The sequence below is a fragment of the Mycolicibacterium madagascariense genome (assembly GCF_010729665.1).
Taxonomy (GTDB): Bacteria; Actinomycetota; Actinomycetes; order Mycobacteriales; family Mycobacteriaceae; genus Mycobacterium; species Mycobacterium madagascariense.
This window is the reverse complement of the sequence record NZ_AP022610.1, coordinates 3,870,846-3,889,310: the sequence shown is the minus strand read 5'-3', so window position 1 is coordinate 3,889,310 and position 18,465 is coordinate 3,870,846. Positions and strand designations below refer to the sequence as shown.

Genomic DNA, 18,465 nt, shown 5'->3' with positions numbered 1-18,465 from the left:
CCGTTGCGTCCACATTCACATCGACGGCGTTGTGAATGCCGGCGCAGCGACGCCATTTGCGAGAATGACTGCGTGGACTTCTACTCCGCCTACCGGCACGACTACGTGCGGGTGGCTGCGTGCACGCACCACGCGACCCTGGCCGACCCCGCGGCGAACGCCGAGTCGGTGCTGCGGATGGCCCGCGACTGCCACGACGCGGGCGTCGCACTCGCGGTCTTCCCCGAGCTGACGCTCTGCGGCTACTCGCTCGAGGACATCCTGCTGCAGGAGACGCTGCTCGACGCCGTCGAGGCCGCCCTCGACGACCTGGTGCTCGCCTCCGCCGACCTGTTGCCGATGCTGGTGGTGGGGGCGCCGCTGCGCCACCGGCACCGCATCTACAACACCGCGGTCGTCATCCATCGCGGCACGGTGCTCGGCGTCGTGCCGAAGTCCTACCTGCCGACCTACCGCGAGTTCTACGAGCGCCGCCAGGTGGCGCCCGGCGACGACCAGGGCGGTTGCCTGCGCCTCGGGGGCGCCGAGGTGCCGTTCGGCCCGGACCTGCTGTTCACCGCGACCGACCTGCCCGGTTTCGTCCTGCACGTGGAGATCTGCGAGGACATGTGGGTGCCGGTGCCACCCAGTGCCGAGGCCGCGCTGGCGGGTGCGACGGTGCTGGCCAACCTGTCGGGCAGCCCCATCACGATCGGCCGCGCCGACGACCGCAAGCTGCTGGCGCGCTCGGCGTCCTCGCGGTGTCTGGCCGCCTACGTGTACGCGGCGGCGGGGGAGGGCGAATCGACCACCGACCTGGCCTGGGACGGCCAGACCATGATCTACGAGAACGGGGTGCTGCTCGCCGAATCCGAGCGCTTCCCCAAGGGCGAGCGGATGTCGATCGCCGACGTCGACACCGGACTGCTGCGCGCCGAGCGACTGCGCATGGGCACGTTCGACGACAACCGCCGCCACCACCGCGAGCTGACCGACCGCTTTCGTCGCGTCGAGTTCGTCGTCGATCCGCCCGCGGGCGACATCGGGCTGCGGCGCGCGGTCGAACGGTTTCCCTTCGTGCCGTCGGATCCGCAACGGCTGCAACAGGATTGCTATGAGGCCTACAGCATCCAGGTGGCAGGCCTCGAGCAGCGGCTGCGGGCGCTGAGCTATCCGACGGTCGTGATCGGCGTCTCGGGCGGACTCGACTCGACGCACGCGCTCATCGTCGCGGCCCGCGCGATGGACCGCGAGCAGCGCCCACGCAGCGACATCCTCGCCTTCACGCTGCCGGGCTTCGCGACCAGCGACCACACCAAGGGCAACGCCGTCGCACTCGGCAAGGCGCTCGGAGTCACGTTCGAGGAACTCGACATTCGCGACACCGCATCGCTGATGCTCGCGGAGATGGACCACCCGTTCGGCCGCGGTGAGAAGGTCTACGACGTCACGTTCGAGAACGTGCAGGCCGGGCTGCGCACCGACTACCTGTTCCGGCTCGCCAACCAGCGCGGCGGCATCGTGCTCGGCACCGGTGACCTCTCCGAGCTGGCACTGGGATGGTCGACCTACGGTGTCGGCGACCAGATGTCGCACTACAACGTCAACGGCGGCGTGCCGAAGACGTTGATCCAACACTTGATTCGCTGGGTGATCTCCTCGGGTCAGTTCACCGACGACGTCAACGCCATCCTGCAGTCGGTGCTCGACACCGAGATCACCCCCGAGTTGGTGCCCACCGGTGAGGACGAGGAGATCCAGAGCAGCGAGGCCAAGGTGGGTCCCTATGTGCTGCAAGACTTCTCGCTGTTCCAGGTGCTCCGCTACGGCTTCCGGCCGTCGAAGGTCGCGTTCCTGGCCTGGCACGCATGGAGTGACGCCTCACGCGGCGACTGGCCCGCCGGCTACCCCGTCGACGAGCGACCGGTCTACTCGCTGACGGAAATCCGGCACTGGTTGCAGGTGTTCGTGCAGCGGTTCTACTCGTTCAGCCAGTTCAAGCGCTCGGCGCTGCCGAACGGGCCCAAGGTGTCCGCGGGCGGCGCGCTGTCCCCGCGCGGCGACTGGCGGGCGCCGTCGGACATGTCGGCGCGGGTGTGGCTCGACGAGATCGAGCGCGAGGTCCCCGACGCGTGATTCGTGTCGGTTTGGGAGCGGTCGGCGCTCCTGAAACGACACGAATCGCTCAGCGTTCGTAGGTGCCCGTGAGGGTGCCGCGGGCCAGCACGTGACCGGCGGCGGCCGCGAGCACGGCCTTCACCGAGGTGGCCGCCGACGGGACCGGTCGGTCGAGGGCCAGCACGTGGAAGCGGTAGTGATGGGCGCCGTGTCCGGGGATCGGCCGGGGGCCGCTGTAGCCGTGCCGGCCGAGCATGGTCGGGACGATGCGGACGCCCGGCGTCCCCGTGGTGAATCCGCCCTCGGCGAGACCACTCAGACCGGGATCGAGCACGGCGGCGCTGTGCCACAGCGGGCGTGGCAGCGGCACGTCGACGTCGTCGAGGAGTACGACCAGCGCGGCGGCGCTCGGCGGCACGCCCTCCCATGACAATTCGGGGGACACGTCGTCTCCGACGCCCCTACCGGCATGCCTGCGCGGGATCGGTGCGCCGTCCTCGAACGCCGGGCTGGTGACGACGATGGTCCCGGGTGCCTCGAATTCCGTTCTGGCCAAGGGGCTTCGAGCCCCGGAGGAGCGAATGCCCTTCAGCAGACCGCCGATGCCGGTCACGCTCCGCTCCCGGCGCCGCGCATGGCCACCGCACTGGACCGCAGGGTGTCGGCGAGTTCGGCGGGCAGGTAGCCCTGGGCGGCGAGCCGCGGCATCACGCCACCGGAGGCGACGATGTCGAGGATGAGGTCGGGCAGGGTGGGCACCTCGCCCGACGCCCCGGTCGTCTCGTTGCGCCAGGTCCCGTCGGACAGGTCGAACGTCGCGGTGTCCCCGTCGGTGAAGATCGACGTGGCGCGGGGCAGCGTCAGGGCGGGCAGGCCGGCGTTGACCGCATTGCGGAAGAACAGGGAGTTGAACTCCTCGGCGATGAGGCCCGCGACGCCCAGTTCGACGAACAGCGCCGCGACGGGCCGTGACGAGCCGACGCCGAAGTTGCGGCCCGCCACCACGACGTCCCCGGGGGACACCTCGTCGGTCCAACCGGGGCGGACCTCGTAGAAGACGTGGCGCGCCGCCTCCGGCGGATCCATCTTCATCGCGAACGCGGGGTACATGTCGTCGGTGTTGAGGCCGTCGCCGAACACCCACGCCCTGCCGCTGACGCTGAGACTCACGCGGTCACGCTCCTCGCCTCGGTGATGTATCCGGCGACCGCGGACGCGGCCACCGTGGCGGGGGAGGCCATGAAGATCTCGGCCTCGGTGCTCCCCATCCGCCCGGTGAAGTTCCGCGTGCTCGACGTGATGCACACCTCGCCGGGGCCGAGCACGCCCATGTGGTAGCCGAAGCAGGCGCCGCACGTCGAATTGGTGACCACGCCCCCCGCGTCGGCGATGTCCTGCAGGTATCCGAGCCGCATGGCCTCGCGGTAGACGGCCTGCGACGCCGGGGTCACCAGCAGCCGCACCCCTGGTGCCACGACGTTGCCGCGCAACACCTTTGCCGCGATCTCGAGGTCTTCGAGCTGGCCGTTGGCACACGATCCGATGAAGGCCTGGTCGATCTTCTGCCTGCCGAGTCGGGAGACGGGGACCCGTTGTGGCTGACGGTGCCCGGCTTGGCGACGTAGGACTCCAGCGCGTCGAGATCGACCCGCCGGACGTCGCGGTACCGGGCGTCGGCGTCGGGGGCCGCGCTCGCGTATCCCGTGACACCGCGCGCGGCGAGATGGGCGTCGAGGACGTCGTCGGGCTCGAAGATGCTGAAGTCCGCCGAGACCTCGGCGCCCTGGGTGGCGATGGTGCGGCGGTCGTGCATGGGGATGCTGGCCAACCCGGGGCCGCCGTATTCGAGGTTGAGGTTGGCCGTGTCGCCGTAGGCGTCGGCGACGTGCAGGAAGACGTCCTTGCCGCTGATGCCGTCGGGCTTGATGCCCACCAGTTCGTAGCGGATCGTGGGGGATACCTGGAACCAGGTGCTGCCGGTGCACATGATGGAGTACACCTCGGCGGGGCCGAGTCCGCGGGCCGCGGTGTTGAACGCCCCGCCTGCGCAGGTGTGGGAGTCGGTGCACGCCAACACTTCTCCCGGCCGGGCGAGGCCGTTCTCGGCGATGACCTGGTGGCAGATCCCGTGGCGTCCCACGTCGTAGAAGCGTTCGATGCCGAACTCGGCGGCGAATTGGCGGGCGCGTGGTCCGCCCGCCGCGTCCCTGATCGTGGGGGCGGGCACGGCGTGGTCCATCACGATCGCCAGCTTGTCGGCGTCGTGAATTCTCAAGGGCTGCAGCCACATCGTCGCGAACTGCAGATCGATCAGCACCGTCATGTCGACGTCGACGACGACGGTGTCACCGGGTGCGACCGACTCCAGACCGGCCTTGCGCGCGAAGATCTTCTCGACGATGGTCATGCCCATGGCTGGTCCCTAGGTCGTGGCGAGTTTGGTGTCGAGTGCGGACCACTCGGCCATGCCGACGAGGTCGAAGAACTCGGCGGGCGAGGTGGGCAGGAAGTCGGCGACGTCGGTGCCGTTGAGCGCGCAGAGGCCCTCGAGCATCGCGAACGTCGCGCGTCCCAGCGGGTCGCTGGGGTGAATGGCGATGGCGTACCCCAATTCCTGCAGCCGCCGCGCCGACTCGATGGGGGTCAGACCGCCCTGCACCAGGTTGATCAGCAGCGGGGCCTCGACGTCGCGGGCGATGCGCTCGATCTCGTCGACACCCTGCGGCGCCTCGACGAAGATGACGTCGGCACCGGCGGCGGCGTAGCGGTGGGCCCGCTCGATGGCGGCGTCGAGTCCGTGCGACGCGCGGGCGTCGGTCCTGGCCACCACCAGCAGGCCGGCATCGGACCTGGCGTCCAGCGCGGCGGCCAGGGTCTGCTCGAAGACGTCGGCGTCGACGACCTGCTTGTCGGGCAGGTGTCCGCAGCGCTTCGGAAAGGCCTGATCCTCCAACTGAATTGCGGCCACCCCCGCCGCCTCGTACTGGCGGACGGTGCGCACCACGTTGATCGGCGCACCGTAGCCGGTGTCGGCGTCCGCGATCAGGGGGACCTCGCCGAGCGCGTCGGCCAGTACCCGGGCGCGCTCGGCCATCTCGCTGCCGGTCACCAGTCCGATGTCGGGCAGCCCGAAACCCGACGCCGCGACACCGGCTCCGGTCAGGTAGGCCGCGACGTGACCGGTGCGCTTGGTCAGGTGAGCGGAGATGCCGTCGTAGACGCCGGGGGCGACGATGAGTTCGCCCGAGTCGAGCAGGGTGCGCAGCGCACGTCGCTGCGGTGTGGTGGGCACGTCGATTCTCCCGTCAGTCCAAAGCGCCCGCGACGGCTGGCGCGAGCAGGTCGATCAGTGAGGCGACGTCGTCGAGGTCGGCCAGCCCGAGGACGGCCGACTCGATCGCCGCGGCGCGACTCCTGGTGGTGACGCGGTCGGCGAGGGCGTGGAACTTGGCGACGATGTCGTCGTTGGTGACGGGATCGCCTGGGGCGCCATGGGGTTGGTCGACGCGCTCGTGGTGCACGGTCCCGTCGGCCATGGTCACGACGAGGTCGGTGCGGAAGCGCTCGGTGACCGGCGCGGTGGCCAGGGCCCCGTCGAGGTGCACGTCGGTGGCGTCGACGAGGCGCCACACGTCGTCGGCGTCGAGCCGCTGCGGCGTGAACTGCTCGGGGAGGACGTTGCCGTCGAGGAGCGCGGCCGCGGTGACGTAGCCGATGTTCATCTGGGCGCCGATCGGGGTGAGCGGTCGCTGCGGCCGCCACCAGCCGTGCTTGTAGACGGTTTCGCCGACGGTGATGTCGACGTGCGAGATGGCTTGGGGGACAAGCATTCCGCGCAGCCGACGCGCGCCGTCGATGGCACCGTGCAGGCCGCCCATCGCAGCGTAGGACTTCACCATGATGGTCGAGGTCTCCCATCGCTCACCGAGCTGACCGGTGAGCAGCGCGGCGTCGGGGTCGTGGCCTTCGCCGAACACGCTGAGGTAGCCGCCGTAGTCGCGCTCGAAGACGCGCTTGATGCCGGTGTATCCGGCTGCGGCCAGCCCGGCGGCGTAGAAGCCGTTGCGCGAGGCCAGGCCGTGGTGCATCCGCTTGCTCATCGCCTCGAACTGCGCGGCCATCAGGCCCGCCGACTGCGTGCCCGCGAGACCGAGTGCATCCTCCAGCTGGGCCGGCGTCAGGCCGCGCAGCTTGCCGGCCGCCATGGCGGCGCTGTGCGTGCCGAACACCGACCCCGAATGCCAACCGCGATCCAGCATTTGGGACCCGTGCAGGGTGTAGCCGACGCGCGGGCCGACCTCGAATCCCGCGACGGCGGCCAGCAGGAGGTCCGCACCCGTGGTCGCCCCCGGGCGCACCGAGACGGTCGACAGCAGTGCGGGGATGAGGAGCGAGCAGCTGTGCAACGGCGCCAGCGGGTGGAAGTCGTCGAGTTCGAAACCCTGGATGAAGGTTCCGTTCAGGACGGCGGCCGCGGGGGCGGCGGTGGTGCGGCCGGTGCCGATCACGACCGTGTCCCCGTCGCCCTCCATGGCGAGCACCGCCTCTGTCGCCGTGCGCGACCACGGCAGGCCCGCGCCGATCAGCACGCATCCGATGCCGTCGAGCAGCAGGTGGGCGGCGCGGTCGAGGACCATTTGCGGGACGTCGGCGGTGACGAGGTCGGACACCCACTGCGCGAGAAGGCCCGTCGGGCCGTGCGGATCGGTCGGGGCTTCGGTCGACATCGTCACCTCCGTAGTTGTCATATGTATATAACAACACCATCCCGTCGAGCGCAAGGCTCCGCTGTGGGAGGCTCGTCGACGTGGAGGATCCTCGCGACGGCGCCGCGCTGGTGAGCGCGGACGCCGGCGTGCCCCTGCACCGCCAGCTCTACCTCGTCCTGCACGACGAGATCGGCCGCGGCGCGCTCGGCCCCGGCGACGCGCTGCCGACCGAGCAGTCCCTCTGCGAACAGTTCGGCGTCTCGCGCATCACGGTCCGGCGCGCGCTGGCCGATCTCGCCGAGGCCGGGCTGATCGAACGGCGCCACGGCGTCGGCTCGTTCGTCACCGAACGTCCGCCGGCCGGCCGGACGGTCGCGGGTGGCACGTATCTCGACGAGCTGCGGCAGGTCCAGTTCGAGACCGAGGTCGACGTCGTCGAGTTCGGCGTCCGACCGCTGCCGGTGACGGTCGGCGCGCGGTGGGACGGTCGCGACGTCGCGCTGTACGTGCTGCGGGTGCGACGCGAACGGCGCACCGGCGAGCCACTGATGATCACCGAGGCCTGGTTGCCCGCCGAACTCGCCGACGCGGTCACCGAGTCCGCGCTGGCGCACGCCCCGCTCTACCGGCTGCTGGCCGATGCCGGCGTGCACCTGGACCGCGTCGACCACGAGATGACCGCCGAGATCGCCGGTCCCCGAACGGCATCCCTACTCGCCACCACCATCGGCGCCCCGCTGATCCGCGTCAACCGCGTGGCCTTCGCCGGTGGCGCTGCGCACCACGTGCTGTCGACGGCCTTGTCGCCCAACCGAAGTCGCGTCGTGCTGCACCAGACGTCGATGGCCGCCGATGCGGGCGGCAGCATGACGATCGCCCACGACGTGCGCAGGCCGACGAGCTAGAGCCGTCCGTCGAGCCTCAGGTCGGGGTGGACCCAGTTCGGCGAACGCCGTTCCTTGAACGCCAGGAAGCCCTCGATCGCCTCCGGCCCGCCGAGGCTCGACGTCATCCCGATCCGGTCGAACAGACCCAGGTAGCCGTCGAGGCTGGACTTCACGACGGCCCGCGCGGCGGGCGCGGTGCGGCAGCACTGCGCGAGGATCTCGAGCGCACTGGCCATCAACACCTCGTGGGGGACGACCCGGGCGACGATGCCCCAGTCGGCGGCCTCCTGAGCGGTCAGCGTCCGCCCGGTGAACATCAGGTCGCGGGTTCGCACGGGTCCGATCGACCGCGCGAGCACGTGGCTGTAATAGGTGTCGGCGATGCCGCGGTACAGCTCGGGCACCCGGAACGTTGCGCGATCGCTGACGACCGCCATGTCGCTGCACATCGCGATCTGCAGGCCGCCGCCCTGGGCCAACCCGTTGACCGCCGCCACGACGGGCTTGCTCGACGTGCGCAGCGCGTCGAAGGGGAGCAGCGCCTCCATCGACAGCGACGAGAAGTCCATCCAGGCGTCACCGCCCGCGCCGCCGAGGTCGCCTCCCGGGGCGAACACGTCGCCGGTGCCGGTGATGAGCAGCCCGGCGAGGTCGTCGTCGGCGGCGACGTGCTTGACCGCGTAGCCGATGCCGAAGTACATCGCGGGCGACATCGCGTTGCGCGCCTGCGGGCGGTCCAGCGTCACCACGCCGAAGGGGCCCTGGCGCTCGAAACGCAGGAACGGCGTGCCCAGCCAGTCGCCGTCCGGGGGGCGCGGTGCGGGAGCGGTCACGTGGTCTCCTCGATCGTGGCGGCGTGCGGTGCATCTCCGCCGCGCGCGCTACCGTAACCCCGAGGGCGCCCGATCCGGGATAAGTCGATACGCTGGCCCGATGAGCGTTGAGGCTCGCCCCATCAGTGATGTGCGCGAACGGGTGCACGACGACGCCCGGCGGGCGCGCGTCGCGGCCCGCATCCTCGCCACGTGCAGCACCGAGACGAAGAACCGGGCCCTGCACGCCGCGGCCGACTCGGTCCTGGCGCGGGTCCACGACGTGCTGGCGGCCAACGCCGCCGACCTCGACGCGGCCAGGGCCGCAGGCACTCCCGACGCCATGCTCGACCGGTTGGCGCTCGACCCGCAGCGGGTCGACGGCATCGCCGCAGGTCTGCGGCAGGTGGCGAGCCTGCCCGATCCGGTGGGCGAGGTGCTGCGCGGACGCACCCTGCCCAATGGGCTGCGCCTTCGCCAGCAGCGGGTCCCGCTCGGCGTGGTCGGCATGGTGTACGAGGGTCGGCCCAACGTCACCGTCGACGCCTTCGGCCTGACGCTGAAGTCCGGCAACGCCGCGCTGCTGCGGGGGAGTTCGTCGGCGCGGCGGTCCAACGAGGCGCTGGTGCTCGCGCTGCGGGCCGCGTTGCTCGCCGAGGGCCTGCCCGAGGACGCCGTGCAGTTGCTGCCCAGCGCCGACCGCGCCAGCGTCACGCACCTGATCCAGGCGCGGGGCCTCGTCGACGTCGTCATCCCGCGCGGTGGGGCCGGGCTCATCGACGCGGTCGTGCGCGACGCCACCGTGCCCACCATCGAGACCGGTGTCGGCAACTGTCACGTCTTCGTGCATGCGGCCGCCGATCTCGACGTCGCCGAGCGAATCGTGCTGAACGCCAAGGTCCGTCGGCCCAGCGTCTGCAACGCCGCCGAGACCCTGCTGGTGGACGCCGCCATCGCCGATCACGCGCTGCCGCGGCTGGTGGCCGCGCTGCAGGACGCGGGGGTGACGGTGCACCTCGACCCCAGCGAGGACGACCTGCGCGCCGAATTCCTGTCGATGGACATCGCGGTCGCGGTGGTCGACGGGGTGGACGGCGCCATCGCCCACGTCGACGAGTACGGCACCGGTCACACCGAGGCCATCGTCACGACCGATCTTGCTGCGGCCCAACGCTTCACGGAACGCGTCGATGCGGCGGCCGTGATGGTCAACGCGTCGACGGCGTTCACCGACGGCGAGCAGTTCGGCTTCGGCGCCGAGATCGGCATCTCCACGCAGAAGCTCCATGCCAGAGGCCCGATGGGCCTGCCGGAATTGACCTCCACCAAGTGGATCGTGTGGGGAGACGGCCAGATTCGGCCGTCCTGACCTAGGAGAAGCACCCCGAGTGAGCGTTCCCGCCCGCCCAGCCCCACTCTTCACCGACATCGACGACGTCGCCCAGCGCCTCGCCGAGACCGGGTATCTGCCCGACACCGCGACGGCCACGGCGGTGTTCCTGGCCGACCGCCTCGGCAAGCCGCTGCTCGTCGAAGGGCCCGCCGGCGTCGGCAAGACCGAATTGGCCCGCGCCATCGCCCAATCCACCGGATCGGGTCTGGTGCGCCTGCAGTGCTACGAGGGCGTCGACGAGGCCCGTGCGCTCTACGAGTGGAACCATGCCAAGCAGATCCTGCGCATCCAGACCGGAAGCCAAGGCGGACAGGGTGATTGGGATCAGACCAAGACCGACGTCTTCAGCGAGGAGTTCCTGCTGCAGCGGCCGCTGCTGACCGCGATCCGGCGCACCGACCCCACCGTCCTGCTGATCGACGAGACCGACAAGGCCGACATCGAGATCGAGGGTCTGCTGCTGGAGGTGCTGTCCGACTTCGCGGTCACCGTGCCCGAACTGGGCACCATCACCGCGACCAGGACGCCCTTCGTCCTGCTGACGTCCAACGCCACCCGCGAGCTGTCCGAGGCGCTCAAGCGTCGCTGCCTGTTCCTGCACATCGACTTTCCCGACCCCGACCTCGAGCGGCGCATCCTGCTGTCCCGGGTGCCGGAACTGCCCGAGAAGCTGGCCGAGGAACTCGTCCGCATCGTCGGGGTGCTGCGCGGCATGGCGCTCAAGAAGGTCCCGTCGGTGGCCGAGACGATCGACTGGGGCCGCACCGTGCTGGCGCTCGGCATGGACACCATCGACGACGAGCTGATCGCCGCCACGCTGGGCGTGGTGCTCAAGCATCAGTCCGATCAGGTGAAGGCGAGCGGGGAGCTGAGGCTCAACTGATGCCCGCCCGCCGTACGTCAGCACCGCAACCCCTTGCGCCGCACGGGATTCCAGGACATCTGGTCGAATTCGTCGAGGCGCTGCGCGGGGTGGGGATTGCCGTCGGGCCATCGGAGACGGTCGACGCGGGCCGGGTGCTGACGGTGCTCGGCCTCGGTGACCGCGAGGTGCTCCGCGAGGGGTTGGCGTGCGCGGTGCTGCGGCGCGCGGACCACCGCGACACCTACGACGCGATGTTCGACCTGTGGTTCCCCGCGGCGCTCGGCGCGCGCACCGTGGTGTCCGACGACGACGATCCCGACGCGGCCCAGGACCGGTTGCCGAGCCAGGACGTCGAGGGCCTGCGCGACGCCCTCGTTCAGTTGCTGTCCAACAACGAGGACATGGCCAGACTCGATGACCGGCTGGCCGCGATGATCGCCCAGATCGTCGAGGCCTACGGCCGGTACGACTCCAGCCGCGGCCCGTCCTACTCGTCGTATCAGGCGCTCAAGGCCATGGCGCTCGACGAGCTGGAGGGCAGGCTGCTGGCCGGGCTGCTCGCCCCGTACGGCGAGGAGCCGACGCCGACGCAGGAGCAGATCGCCAAGGCCATCGCCGGCAAGCGCATCGCGCAGCTGCGCCAGCTGGTCGAGGCGGAGACCAAGCGCCGGACCGCCGAGCGGCTGGGCCGCCAGCACGTGCAGACCTACTCGATCCCGCAGCTCGCCGAGAACGTGGAGTTCCTGCGGGCCTCGGGGGAACAGCTCCGGCAGATGCGCCGCGTGGTCGCCCCGCTGGCCAGGACGCTGGCCACGCGACTGGCGGCGCGGCGACGGCGTTCGCGCGCCGGCGAGATCGACCTGCGCAAGACGCTGCGCAAGTCGATGTCCACCGGCGGGGTGCCGATCGACGTCGTGCTGAAGAAGCCCCATCCGGCCCGCCCCGAACTCGTCGTGCTGTGCGACGTGTCGGGGTCGGTCGCCGGGTTCAGCCACTTCACGCTGCTGCTGGTGCACGCGCTGCGCCAACAGTTCAGCCGCGTGCGCGTGTTCGCCTTCATCGACACCACCGACGAGGTCACCGAGATGTTCGGCGCCGACGCCGACCTCGCCGTGGCCGTGCAACGGATCACCAGGGAGGCGGCCGTCTACACCCGCGACGGTCACTCCGACTACGGCCACGCGTTCGTGTCGTTCCTCGACAAGTACCCGACCGCCCTGTCGCCGCGCAGCTCGCTGCTGGTGCTCGGCGACGCCCGCAACAACTACCGCAATCCCGAGGTCGGGCTGCTGACGCACATGGTCGACGCCAGCCGCCACGCGCACTGGCTCAACCCCGAGCCCAAGCACCTGTGGGGTAGCGGCGACTCGGCGGTGCCGCGCTACACCGACGTCATCCCCATGCACGAATGCCGGTCGGCCAAGCAGCTGGCCGCGGTCATCGACCAGTTGCTGCCCGTCTGAGCTCTTGCGTTCGCTCCCGTAAGCTGCCTATTCGTGACTCGACGCAGGCTGGGGGTGATGGGCGGGACGTTCGATCCCATCCACCACGGCCACCTGGTGGCCGCCAGCGAAGTCGCCGACCGATTCGACCTCGACGAAGTGGTATTCGTGCCGACGGGTCAGCCGTGGCAGAAGCGGGGGCGCGCCGTCACCGCCGCCGAGGACCGCTACCTCATGACGGTCATCGCCACGGCGGCCAACCCGCGCTTCTCGGTCAGTCGCGTCGACATCGACCGCGGCGGTGCGACCTACACCAAGGACACCCTGCGCGATCTCGGTGCCCTCAACCCCGACGCCGACCTGTACTTCATCACCGGCGCGGACGCCCTCGGCTCGATCCTGTCCTGGCAGAACTGGGAGGACCTGTTCTCCATGGCCCGCTTCATCGGCGTGAGCCGCCCGGGTTACGAGCTCGACGGCGAGCACATCGCCGCGGCGATGAAGGAGTTGCCCGACGAGGCGCTCCAGCTCGTCGAGGTGCCCGCCCTGGCGATCTCCTCGAGCGACTGCCGCTGGCGGGCCGCCCAGGGCAGACCCATCTGGTATCTGGTGCCCGACGGGGTCGTCCAGTACGTGACCAAGCGTGGACTGTATCCCGCATCCGTCCTCTCGACAGGGGAGCGCACACCGTGAGTGCCACAGCCGAGGCCATCGAGATGGCCACCATCGCCGCGCGGGCGGCCGCCGACAAGCTCGCCGACGACGTCGTCGTGATCGACGTGTCCGGCGAACTCGTCATCACCGACTGCTTCGTCATCGCCTCGGCGAACAACGACCGCCAGGTCAACGCGATCGTCGACGAGGTCGAGGAGCAGATGCGCCGGGCCGGCTACAAGCCCGCCCGCCGCGAGGGCACCCGTGAGGGTCGCTGGGTCCTGCTCGACTACGTCGACATCGTCGCCCACATCCAGCACCAGGACGAGCGCAACTTCTACGCCCTCGACCGGCTGTGGCGGGACTGCCCGCTGGTCCCCATCGACCTGGACGGTCCGTCGTGAGGGTCCGTCGCCTGGTGCTGCTGCGGCACGGCCAAACGGAGTACAACGCCGAGAGCCGGATGCAGGGCCAGCTCGACACCGATCTCAGCGAACTGGGCCGCCAGCAGGCCGAGGCCGCGGCCGAGGTGCTGGCCAAGCGGCAGCCGCTGGTGATCGTGTCCTCCGACCTGCGCCGCGCGCTCGACACGGCCACGGCGCTGGCCGAGCGGTGCGGCGAGCCGGTCGCCGTGGACACCCGGCTGCGCGAGACCCACCTCGGCGACTGGCAGGGCCTGACGCACCTCGACGTCGACGCCATCGCGCCGGGCGCCCGGCTGGCATGGCGCGACGATGCGCGCTGGGCACCGCACGGCGGGGAGAGCCGCGTCGACGTTGCCGAGCGCAGCGTTCCGCTGGTCCACGAGTTGCTCGCCCGGCTCGACGAGTGGGGCACCGACGGTGCGGGTGACGCCTCGGACCGCCCGGTGGTGCTGGTGGCGCACGGCGGGCTCATCGCCGCGCTGACCGCCGCCCTGCTCGACCTGCCCGTGGACAACTGGCCCGTGCTGGGCGGGATGGGCAATGCGAGTTGGGTGCAGCTGTCCGGGCACTCCGCCGACGACGCGGCGCCGGGGGACGTCCGGTGGCGCCTCGACGTGTGGAACGCCTCGGCACAGGTCGCCAACGATGTCCTCTGACGAGTCCCGCCGCATCGATTCCCCGGGTCGCTCCGCTCCTGCCCGCCGGACCCTGCTCGTCTTCTGCGACTCCCTGTCCTACTACGGTCCGACGGGCGGCCTGCCGGCCGACGATGCGCGCATCTGGCCCAATCTCGTTGCTGCGCAACTTGATTGGGATCTGGAACTGATCGGACGCATCGGCTGGACGTGTCGCGACGTCTGGTGGGCGGCCATCCAGGACCCGCGGTCGTGGGCGGCGCTGCCGCGGGCGGGCGCGGTCGTGTTCGCGACGTCGGGCATGGACTCCCTGCCCTCGCCGTTGCCGACGGCGCTGCGCGAGCTCATCCGCTACGTCCGGCCGCCGCTGCTGCGGCGGTGGGCGCGCGACGGTTACGGTTGGGTGCAGCCGCGACTGGCCTCGATCGCCCGCCCCGCCCTGCCCGCTCACCTCAGCGTCGAGTATCTCGAAATGACCCGTGCCGCCATCGATTACAACCGTCCGGGCATCCCCTTCGTCGCGTCGATCCCATCGGTGCACCGGGCCGAGACCTACGGGAACTCACACCGCTGGCGCGATGCCACGGCCGCGGCCATCACGGCGTGGGGCGCCGCGCACGACGTGCCGATCGTCGATCTCAAGGCCGCCGTCGGCGACGAGGTGCTCAGCGGGCGCGGCAACCCCGATGGCATCCACTGGAACTTCGAGGCGCACCGCGCGGTGGCCGAGCTGATGATGAAGGGGCTCGCCGAGGCGGGCGTCACGGTCGCGGGCCCGGGCGGCTGAGGGTGGCCGTCACGGTGGTGACCGACTCGTCGGCGCGGTTGGAACCGGAAGTGTTGGCGCGGTGGGGAATTCAGCAGGTGCCCCTGCACGTCCTGGTCGACGGTCTCGATCTGCTCGACGAGGTGGACCAGGTGCCCTCCGACGTGTACGCGCACGCCCACGTCACCACCGCGGGCGCCACGCCCGCCGACCTCGCGGAGTGCTACCGGCGGGCACTCGCCGTCAGCGGTGGTGACGGCGTCGTCGCCGTGCACCTGTCGGCGGCGCTGTCGAGCACGTTCAGCTCCGCCGTCGGCGCGGCGCGCGAGTTCGGCGCGGCGGTGCGGGTGGTCAACTCACGGTCCGCGGCGGCCGGGGTCGGGTTCGTCGCGCAGGCCGCGGCGCGGGCGGCAGCCGACGGCGCGGATCTCGACGCCGTCGAGGCCGCGGCGCGCGCCGCGGTGCCGCGCGGGCACGCCTTCATCGTCGTGCACCGCCTCGACAACCTGCGGCGCAGCGGCCGAATCGGCACTGCCGCTTCGTGGTTGGGGACGGCGCTGTCCCTCAAGCCGCTCCTGCGACTCGACGTCGACGGTCGCCTCGTCCTGTCCCAGCGCATCCGCACGGCGTCCAAGGCGCACGCCGCCCTGGTGGACGCGGTGGCCGAGGTCGTCGGCGATGCGCCCGCGACGCTGGCCGTGCACCACGTCGACAACCATGACGGCGCAGCGGAGATCGGCGCCGCGCTCGGCGAACGCCTGCCGCACGTGGACGCGATGTCGATCAGCGACATGGGGCCGGTGTTGTCCGTGCACGTCGGTGGTGGCGCCGTCGGCGTCTGCGTGACGGTGGACGCGCCGTGACGTACGTCGAACTGGCCCGCGCCGAACGGGAGGACTTCGCCGACGTGCTGGCCGGCCTGACTGCGGAGCAGTGGCAGCGGCCGTCGCTGTGTGCCGGGTGGTCCGTGCGCGACGTCGCCGCGCACTGCGTCAGCTTCGAGGGGTTGTCCGCGACCGAACTGGCCGCGCGGTTCCTGCGGGGACGGCTGCAGACCGACCGCACCAACGCGATCGCCGTCGCGGCCCTGGCCGACCGATCCACCGACGCGTTGATCGCCCTGCTGCGCGACAACGCCACCCCGCATGGTCTCGGTGCGGGGTTCGGTGGTCGAGTGGCATTGACCGACAACATGATCCACCAACAGGACATCCGCCGTCCGCTGGGACTGCAGCGCCGCATCCCCGCCGAGCGGTTGACGGTGGCACTGGACTTCGCGCGGTACGCCCCCACCCTGCGGGGCGCGTGGCTCGCACGCGGGGTCCGGCTCGCCGCGACCGACGTGGACTGGTCCTTCGGCACGGGCCCCGACGTTCGCGGCCCGGGGGAGGCGCTGTTGCTGGTGATGGCGGGCCGGCGCGCGGCCCTGGCCGATCTCGACGGGCCCGGCGTCGGGAAGCTCGCCGCCCGGCTCTGAACGCGGAAATGTTTTGGCGGCGCGTGGTGTTCAATGGGTTCGTGAGCGAAGAAGCCGAACTGAGTCCGACCGACTGGGTACGAGACCAGACCAAGCGCATCCTGGAGCAGGGCACCACCGACGGCGTCGAGGTCCTCGACCGGCCGATCGTGCTCTTCACGACGACGGGCGCGCAGTCCGGCAAGAAGCGGTACGTGCCGCTCATGCGCGTCGAGGAGAACGGCCACTATGCGATGGTGGCCTCCAAGGGCGGCGACCCCAAGCACCCCAGCTGGTACTTCAACGTGCTGGCCAACGACGAGGTGACGGTCCAGGACGGCGAGAAGGTCTTCACCGGCCACGCCCGCGAGGTCAGCGGTGACGAGCGCGAGCACTGGTGGAAGCTGGCCGTCGAGGCGTACCCGCCCTACGCCGAGTACCAGACCAAGACCACCCGCCAGATTCCGGTCTTCGTCGTCGAATAGCCCTCAGGCGCCGATGCCCCGCAGGTGGTCGACGGCGAGGCGGGCGGCCTGCCCGATCGCGGCGTCGATGCGGGGCTGAATCGGCGTCGCCCGTGCCGACTGGGTGAATACCGCGACCGCGTAGGGTCTCTCGCCGTCGAATCGCACGACCCCGACGTCGTGACGCAGCGCGCCCATCGTGCCGGTCTTGCCCGCCACCGACACCCCCGCGAACGCGAAGCCGCTGGCGATGCGGTTGCTTCGCACCTGCAGGCTCATCAGGCGCCGGATCGTCGCGCAACTCGCGGGACTGGCGGCGACGTCGGTCCAGATGGTGCGCAGCAGCGTCGTCATCTCCCGCGCGGTGGCCGAGCTGGACTGCAGCGGATCATAGGCGCGGGGGTCCGGCGGCCGGTCGGCGTCGGCGAGTGCGTCGAGCGCGGCCGCCAGATTCGTGGTGCCGGTGTCGACGTGCAGAAGGCGGTAGGCGTCCGCGGTGCCCCCGAGGATGCGACTGCGGGTCAGCCCGAGGGCACTCAACGCGTCGGCGACCTCGTCGACGCCGACGCGCTGCAGGATCGCGTCGGCGGCGGCGTTGTCCGACACGCTCATCATCATCGCGGCGAGATCACGCCACGACATCGTGACGTCGTCGAGCAGCGCCGAGATTCCGCTCGGGCCCGCGGTGCGGTCGGTGGGACGCAGCGTCACCCTCTCGGTGAGATCGAGACGCCCGCCGTCGACCATGCGCATCATCGCGACCAGTAGCGGCAGCTTGTAGACCGACGCCAGCGCCACCGGCCGATCGCCATCGACGTTCACCTCCCCGGTGCTCGAACCGTCGACGGCCACGGCGTGCAGCCAGCCCGTCGCACCGGCGTCGGCGAACACCGCCGCGATGCGGTCACCGACGTCGGTCACCGTCCGCCCGCCAACGCGCTCTGGACGGCGTCGACGACCGCCGGCTCGATCGGTCGGTCGGGGCTCGTCGCCCGAACGAGCCTCAGCCGCAACGGAAATGGGTCTGTGGTGATGGCCAGGTTGGCCACGCTCGCCGAGCGGAGGTCGGGATCGGCGGTCAGCGCCGCCACGGTCCCCGACGCCGCGGCGAGCATCGCGGCCCTGTCGTCCTCGGCGTGGCGGGTGCTGACGCGGAGCCCGAACCGTGCCGAGGCGTCGAGGAGGTCGTCGTGCGCGGCGGGATGGTGTCGACGCGGCGGCAGCGCCAACGGCAGCGACGTCACCAGCTCCCGCACCGAGACACTCGTCGAACGGCGTTGCGCCAGAGGGTGATCGGCGGCGATCAAGGCGTGCCGCGCCATCCGGGTGACGGGCCCGGCGTGCAGACCCGCCACCGGCGCGGGATGGACGACGACGGCGACGTCGAGGCCACCCCGGACGACCATCTGCAGCAGCGCCGTGGTCGGCGCGGTGGTCTGCTCGACGCGCTGGCCCGGCAGTACCCGCCGCGCGCTCGTGAGCAGGGCCGCCACCGCGCTCACCGGCAGCTGGGGCGGCACGCCGAGACGCAGGCCCACCGGTTCGCGCCGAGCGTCGTCGGCAGCCGCCAGCAGTAATGCCGCGTCACCGAGCAGGCGGCGGGCGCGCGGGAGCAGTGCGGCACCCGCCTCGGTGAGCGTGACGCCCTTGGCGCCGCGCTCGAACAGGGCCGAGCCGAGTTTGCGTTCCAGTCGGCGCAGTCCCTGCGACAGCGGCGGCTGGCGCACGCCAACCGCTTCGGCGGCGCGGCCGAAGTGCAGTTCGTCGGCCACGGCAACGAAGAACTCCAGGTGTCTGAGCAGGTCGATACGCTGCTGAGCACCGGTCATATCGCCATGGTATCGACCGTTCGGCGATTCA

Annotated in this window: 19 protein-coding genes and 1 pseudogene; 12 read left to right on the top strand and 8 right to left on the bottom strand. The window is 71.0% G+C overall.

Annotated features, from left to right (window positions below):
* Positions 1 to 72 precede the first annotated feature (72 nt).
* The gene (locus tag G6N60_RS18345; RefSeq protein WP_163739925.1) at positions 73 to 2,115 is read left to right on the top strand and encodes an NAD(+) synthase; all 2,043 of its coding nucleotides are present in this window, start codon (positions 73 to 75) and stop codon (positions 2,113 to 2,115) included.
* A 49-nt stretch (positions 2,116 to 2,164) separates the two neighbouring features.
* Here G6N60_RS18345 and G6N60_RS18340 read toward each other — a convergent pair whose 3' ends face one another.
* The 5 genes and pseudogenes from G6N60_RS18340 to G6N60_RS18320 all read right to left on the bottom strand — a co-directional run bounded on the left by G6N60_RS18340 (position 2,165) and on the right by G6N60_RS18320 (position 6,824).
* Complete coding sequence (locus G6N60_RS18340) at positions 2,165 to 2,710, bottom strand: YbhB/YbcL family Raf kinase inhibitor-like protein (RefSeq protein ID WP_163739923.1); 546 nt, start codon at positions 2,708 to 2,710, stop codon at positions 2,165 to 2,167.
* Entirely contained in the window at positions 2,707 to 3,267 is a 561-nt protein-coding gene (locus G6N60_RS18335) for a LeuD/DmdB family oxidoreductase small subunit (RefSeq protein ID WP_163739921.1), read from the bottom strand. The genes G6N60_RS18340 and G6N60_RS18335 overlap by 4 nt, the downstream gene beginning before the upstream one ends.
* A pseudogene (locus G6N60_RS18330) lies at positions 3,264 to 4,510 on the bottom strand (3-isopropylmalate dehydratase large subunit). The gene G6N60_RS18335 and the pseudogene G6N60_RS18330 overlap by 4 nt, the downstream one beginning before the upstream one ends.
* Before the next feature lie 9 nt (positions 4,511 to 4,519).
* Positions 4,520 to 5,389 (bottom strand): isocitrate lyase/PEP mutase family protein, encoded by an 870-nt coding sequence (locus G6N60_RS18325; RefSeq protein WP_163739919.1) that lies wholly within the window; start codon positions 5,387 to 5,389, stop codon positions 4,520 to 4,522.
* Positions 5,390 to 5,402: 13 nt separating this feature from the next.
* A complete protein-coding gene (locus tag G6N60_RS18320; protein WP_163739918.1) occupies positions 5,403 to 6,824 on the bottom strand; it encodes an MmgE/PrpD family protein in 1,422 nt (473 codons plus the stop codon).
* 80 nt (positions 6,825 to 6,904) lie between these two features.
* On the opposite strand from G6N60_RS18320, the gene G6N60_RS18315 reads away from it, so the two are divergent.
* Entirely contained in the window at positions 6,905 to 7,711 is an 807-nt protein-coding gene (locus tag G6N60_RS18315; protein WP_246240824.1) for a GntR family transcriptional regulator, read from the top strand.
* Here the strand turns inward: G6N60_RS18315 and G6N60_RS18310 are convergent.
* On the bottom strand, positions 7,708 to 8,526 hold the full coding sequence (locus G6N60_RS18310; RefSeq protein WP_163739916.1) for an enoyl-CoA hydratase/isomerase family protein: 819 nt from the start codon (positions 8,524 to 8,526) through the stop codon (positions 7,708 to 7,710). The genes G6N60_RS18315 and G6N60_RS18310 overlap by 4 nt on opposite strands.
* Positions 8,527 to 8,626: 100 nt before the next feature.
* Between G6N60_RS18310 and G6N60_RS18305 the strand changes: the two genes are divergently transcribed.
* The 10 genes from G6N60_RS18305 to G6N60_RS18260 are packed head-to-tail and all read left to right on the top strand — an operon-like array spanning position 8,627 to position 16,626.
* The gene (locus G6N60_RS18305; protein WP_163739914.1) at positions 8,627 to 9,874 is read left to right on the top strand and encodes a glutamate-5-semialdehyde dehydrogenase; all 1,248 of its coding nucleotides are present in this window, start codon (positions 8,627 to 8,629) and stop codon (positions 9,872 to 9,874) included.
* Positions 9,875 to 9,893: 19 nt separating this feature from the next.
* The gene (locus tag G6N60_RS18300; RefSeq protein ID WP_163739912.1) at positions 9,894 to 10,781 is read left to right on the top strand and encodes an AAA family ATPase; all 888 of its coding nucleotides are present in this window, start codon (positions 9,894 to 9,896) and stop codon (positions 10,779 to 10,781) included.
* Positions 10,781 to 12,226, top strand: a complete 1,446-nt coding sequence (locus tag G6N60_RS18295) for a vWA domain-containing protein (protein WP_163739910.1) — start codon at positions 10,781 to 10,783, stop codon at positions 12,224 to 12,226. Before G6N60_RS18300 ends, G6N60_RS18295 begins: the two co-directional genes overlap by 1 nt.
* A 33-nt stretch (positions 12,227 to 12,259) precedes the next feature.
* Entirely contained in the window at positions 12,260 to 12,898 is a 639-nt protein-coding gene (nadD, locus tag G6N60_RS18290; RefSeq protein ID WP_263992320.1) for a nicotinate-nucleotide adenylyltransferase, read from the top strand.
* Positions 12,895 to 13,263 (top strand): ribosome silencing factor, encoded by a 369-nt coding sequence (gene rsfS / locus G6N60_RS18285; protein ID WP_163739907.1) that lies wholly within the window; start codon positions 12,895 to 12,897, stop codon positions 13,261 to 13,263. The genes nadD and rsfS overlap by 4 nt, the downstream gene beginning before the upstream one ends.
* The gene (gene gpgP / locus G6N60_RS18280) at positions 13,260 to 13,940 is read left to right on the top strand and encodes a glucosyl-3-phosphoglycerate phosphatase (protein ID WP_163739904.1); all 681 of its coding nucleotides are present in this window, start codon (positions 13,260 to 13,262) and stop codon (positions 13,938 to 13,940) included. The genes rsfS and gpgP overlap by 4 nt, the downstream gene beginning before the upstream one ends.
* Complete coding sequence (gene octT, locus G6N60_RS18275) at positions 13,930 to 14,706, top strand: diglucosylglycerate octanoyltransferase (RefSeq protein ID WP_163739902.1); 777 nt, start codon at positions 13,930 to 13,932, stop codon at positions 14,704 to 14,706. Before gpgP ends, octT begins: the two co-directional genes overlap by 11 nt.
* A gap of 2 nt (positions 14,707 to 14,708) precedes the next feature.
* Positions 14,709 to 15,548, top strand: coding sequence for a DegV family protein (locus tag G6N60_RS18270; protein ID WP_163739900.1), 840 nt, complete (start codon positions 14,709 to 14,711; stop codon positions 15,546 to 15,548).
* Positions 15,545 to 16,162, top strand: a complete 618-nt coding sequence (locus tag G6N60_RS18265; RefSeq protein ID WP_163739898.1) for a maleylpyruvate isomerase family mycothiol-dependent enzyme — start codon at positions 15,545 to 15,547, stop codon at positions 16,160 to 16,162. The genes G6N60_RS18270 and G6N60_RS18265 overlap by 4 nt, the downstream gene beginning before the upstream one ends.
* A 41-nt stretch (positions 16,163 to 16,203) precedes the next feature.
* Positions 16,204 to 16,626 carry a nitroreductase family deazaflavin-dependent oxidoreductase gene (locus G6N60_RS18260; RefSeq protein ID WP_281355740.1) on the top strand — a complete coding sequence of 141 codons (423 nt, stop codon included), beginning with the start codon at positions 16,204 to 16,206 and terminating at the stop codon, positions 16,624 to 16,626.
* Positions 16,627 to 16,629: 3 nt separating this feature from the next.
* Here G6N60_RS18260 and G6N60_RS18255 read toward each other — a convergent pair whose 3' ends face one another.
* Together G6N60_RS18255 and G6N60_RS18250 are read right to left on the bottom strand one after the other, a co-directional pair.
* On the bottom strand, positions 16,630 to 17,526 hold the full coding sequence (locus G6N60_RS18255; RefSeq protein ID WP_163739894.1) for a serine hydrolase: 897 nt from the start codon (positions 17,524 to 17,526) through the stop codon (positions 16,630 to 16,632).
* Positions 17,523 to 18,434 (bottom strand): LysR family transcriptional regulator, encoded by a 912-nt coding sequence (locus G6N60_RS18250; RefSeq protein WP_163739893.1) that lies wholly within the window; start codon positions 18,432 to 18,434, stop codon positions 17,523 to 17,525. The genes G6N60_RS18255 and G6N60_RS18250 overlap by 4 nt, the downstream gene beginning before the upstream one ends.
* Positions 18,435 to 18,465: the final 31 nt, after the last annotated feature.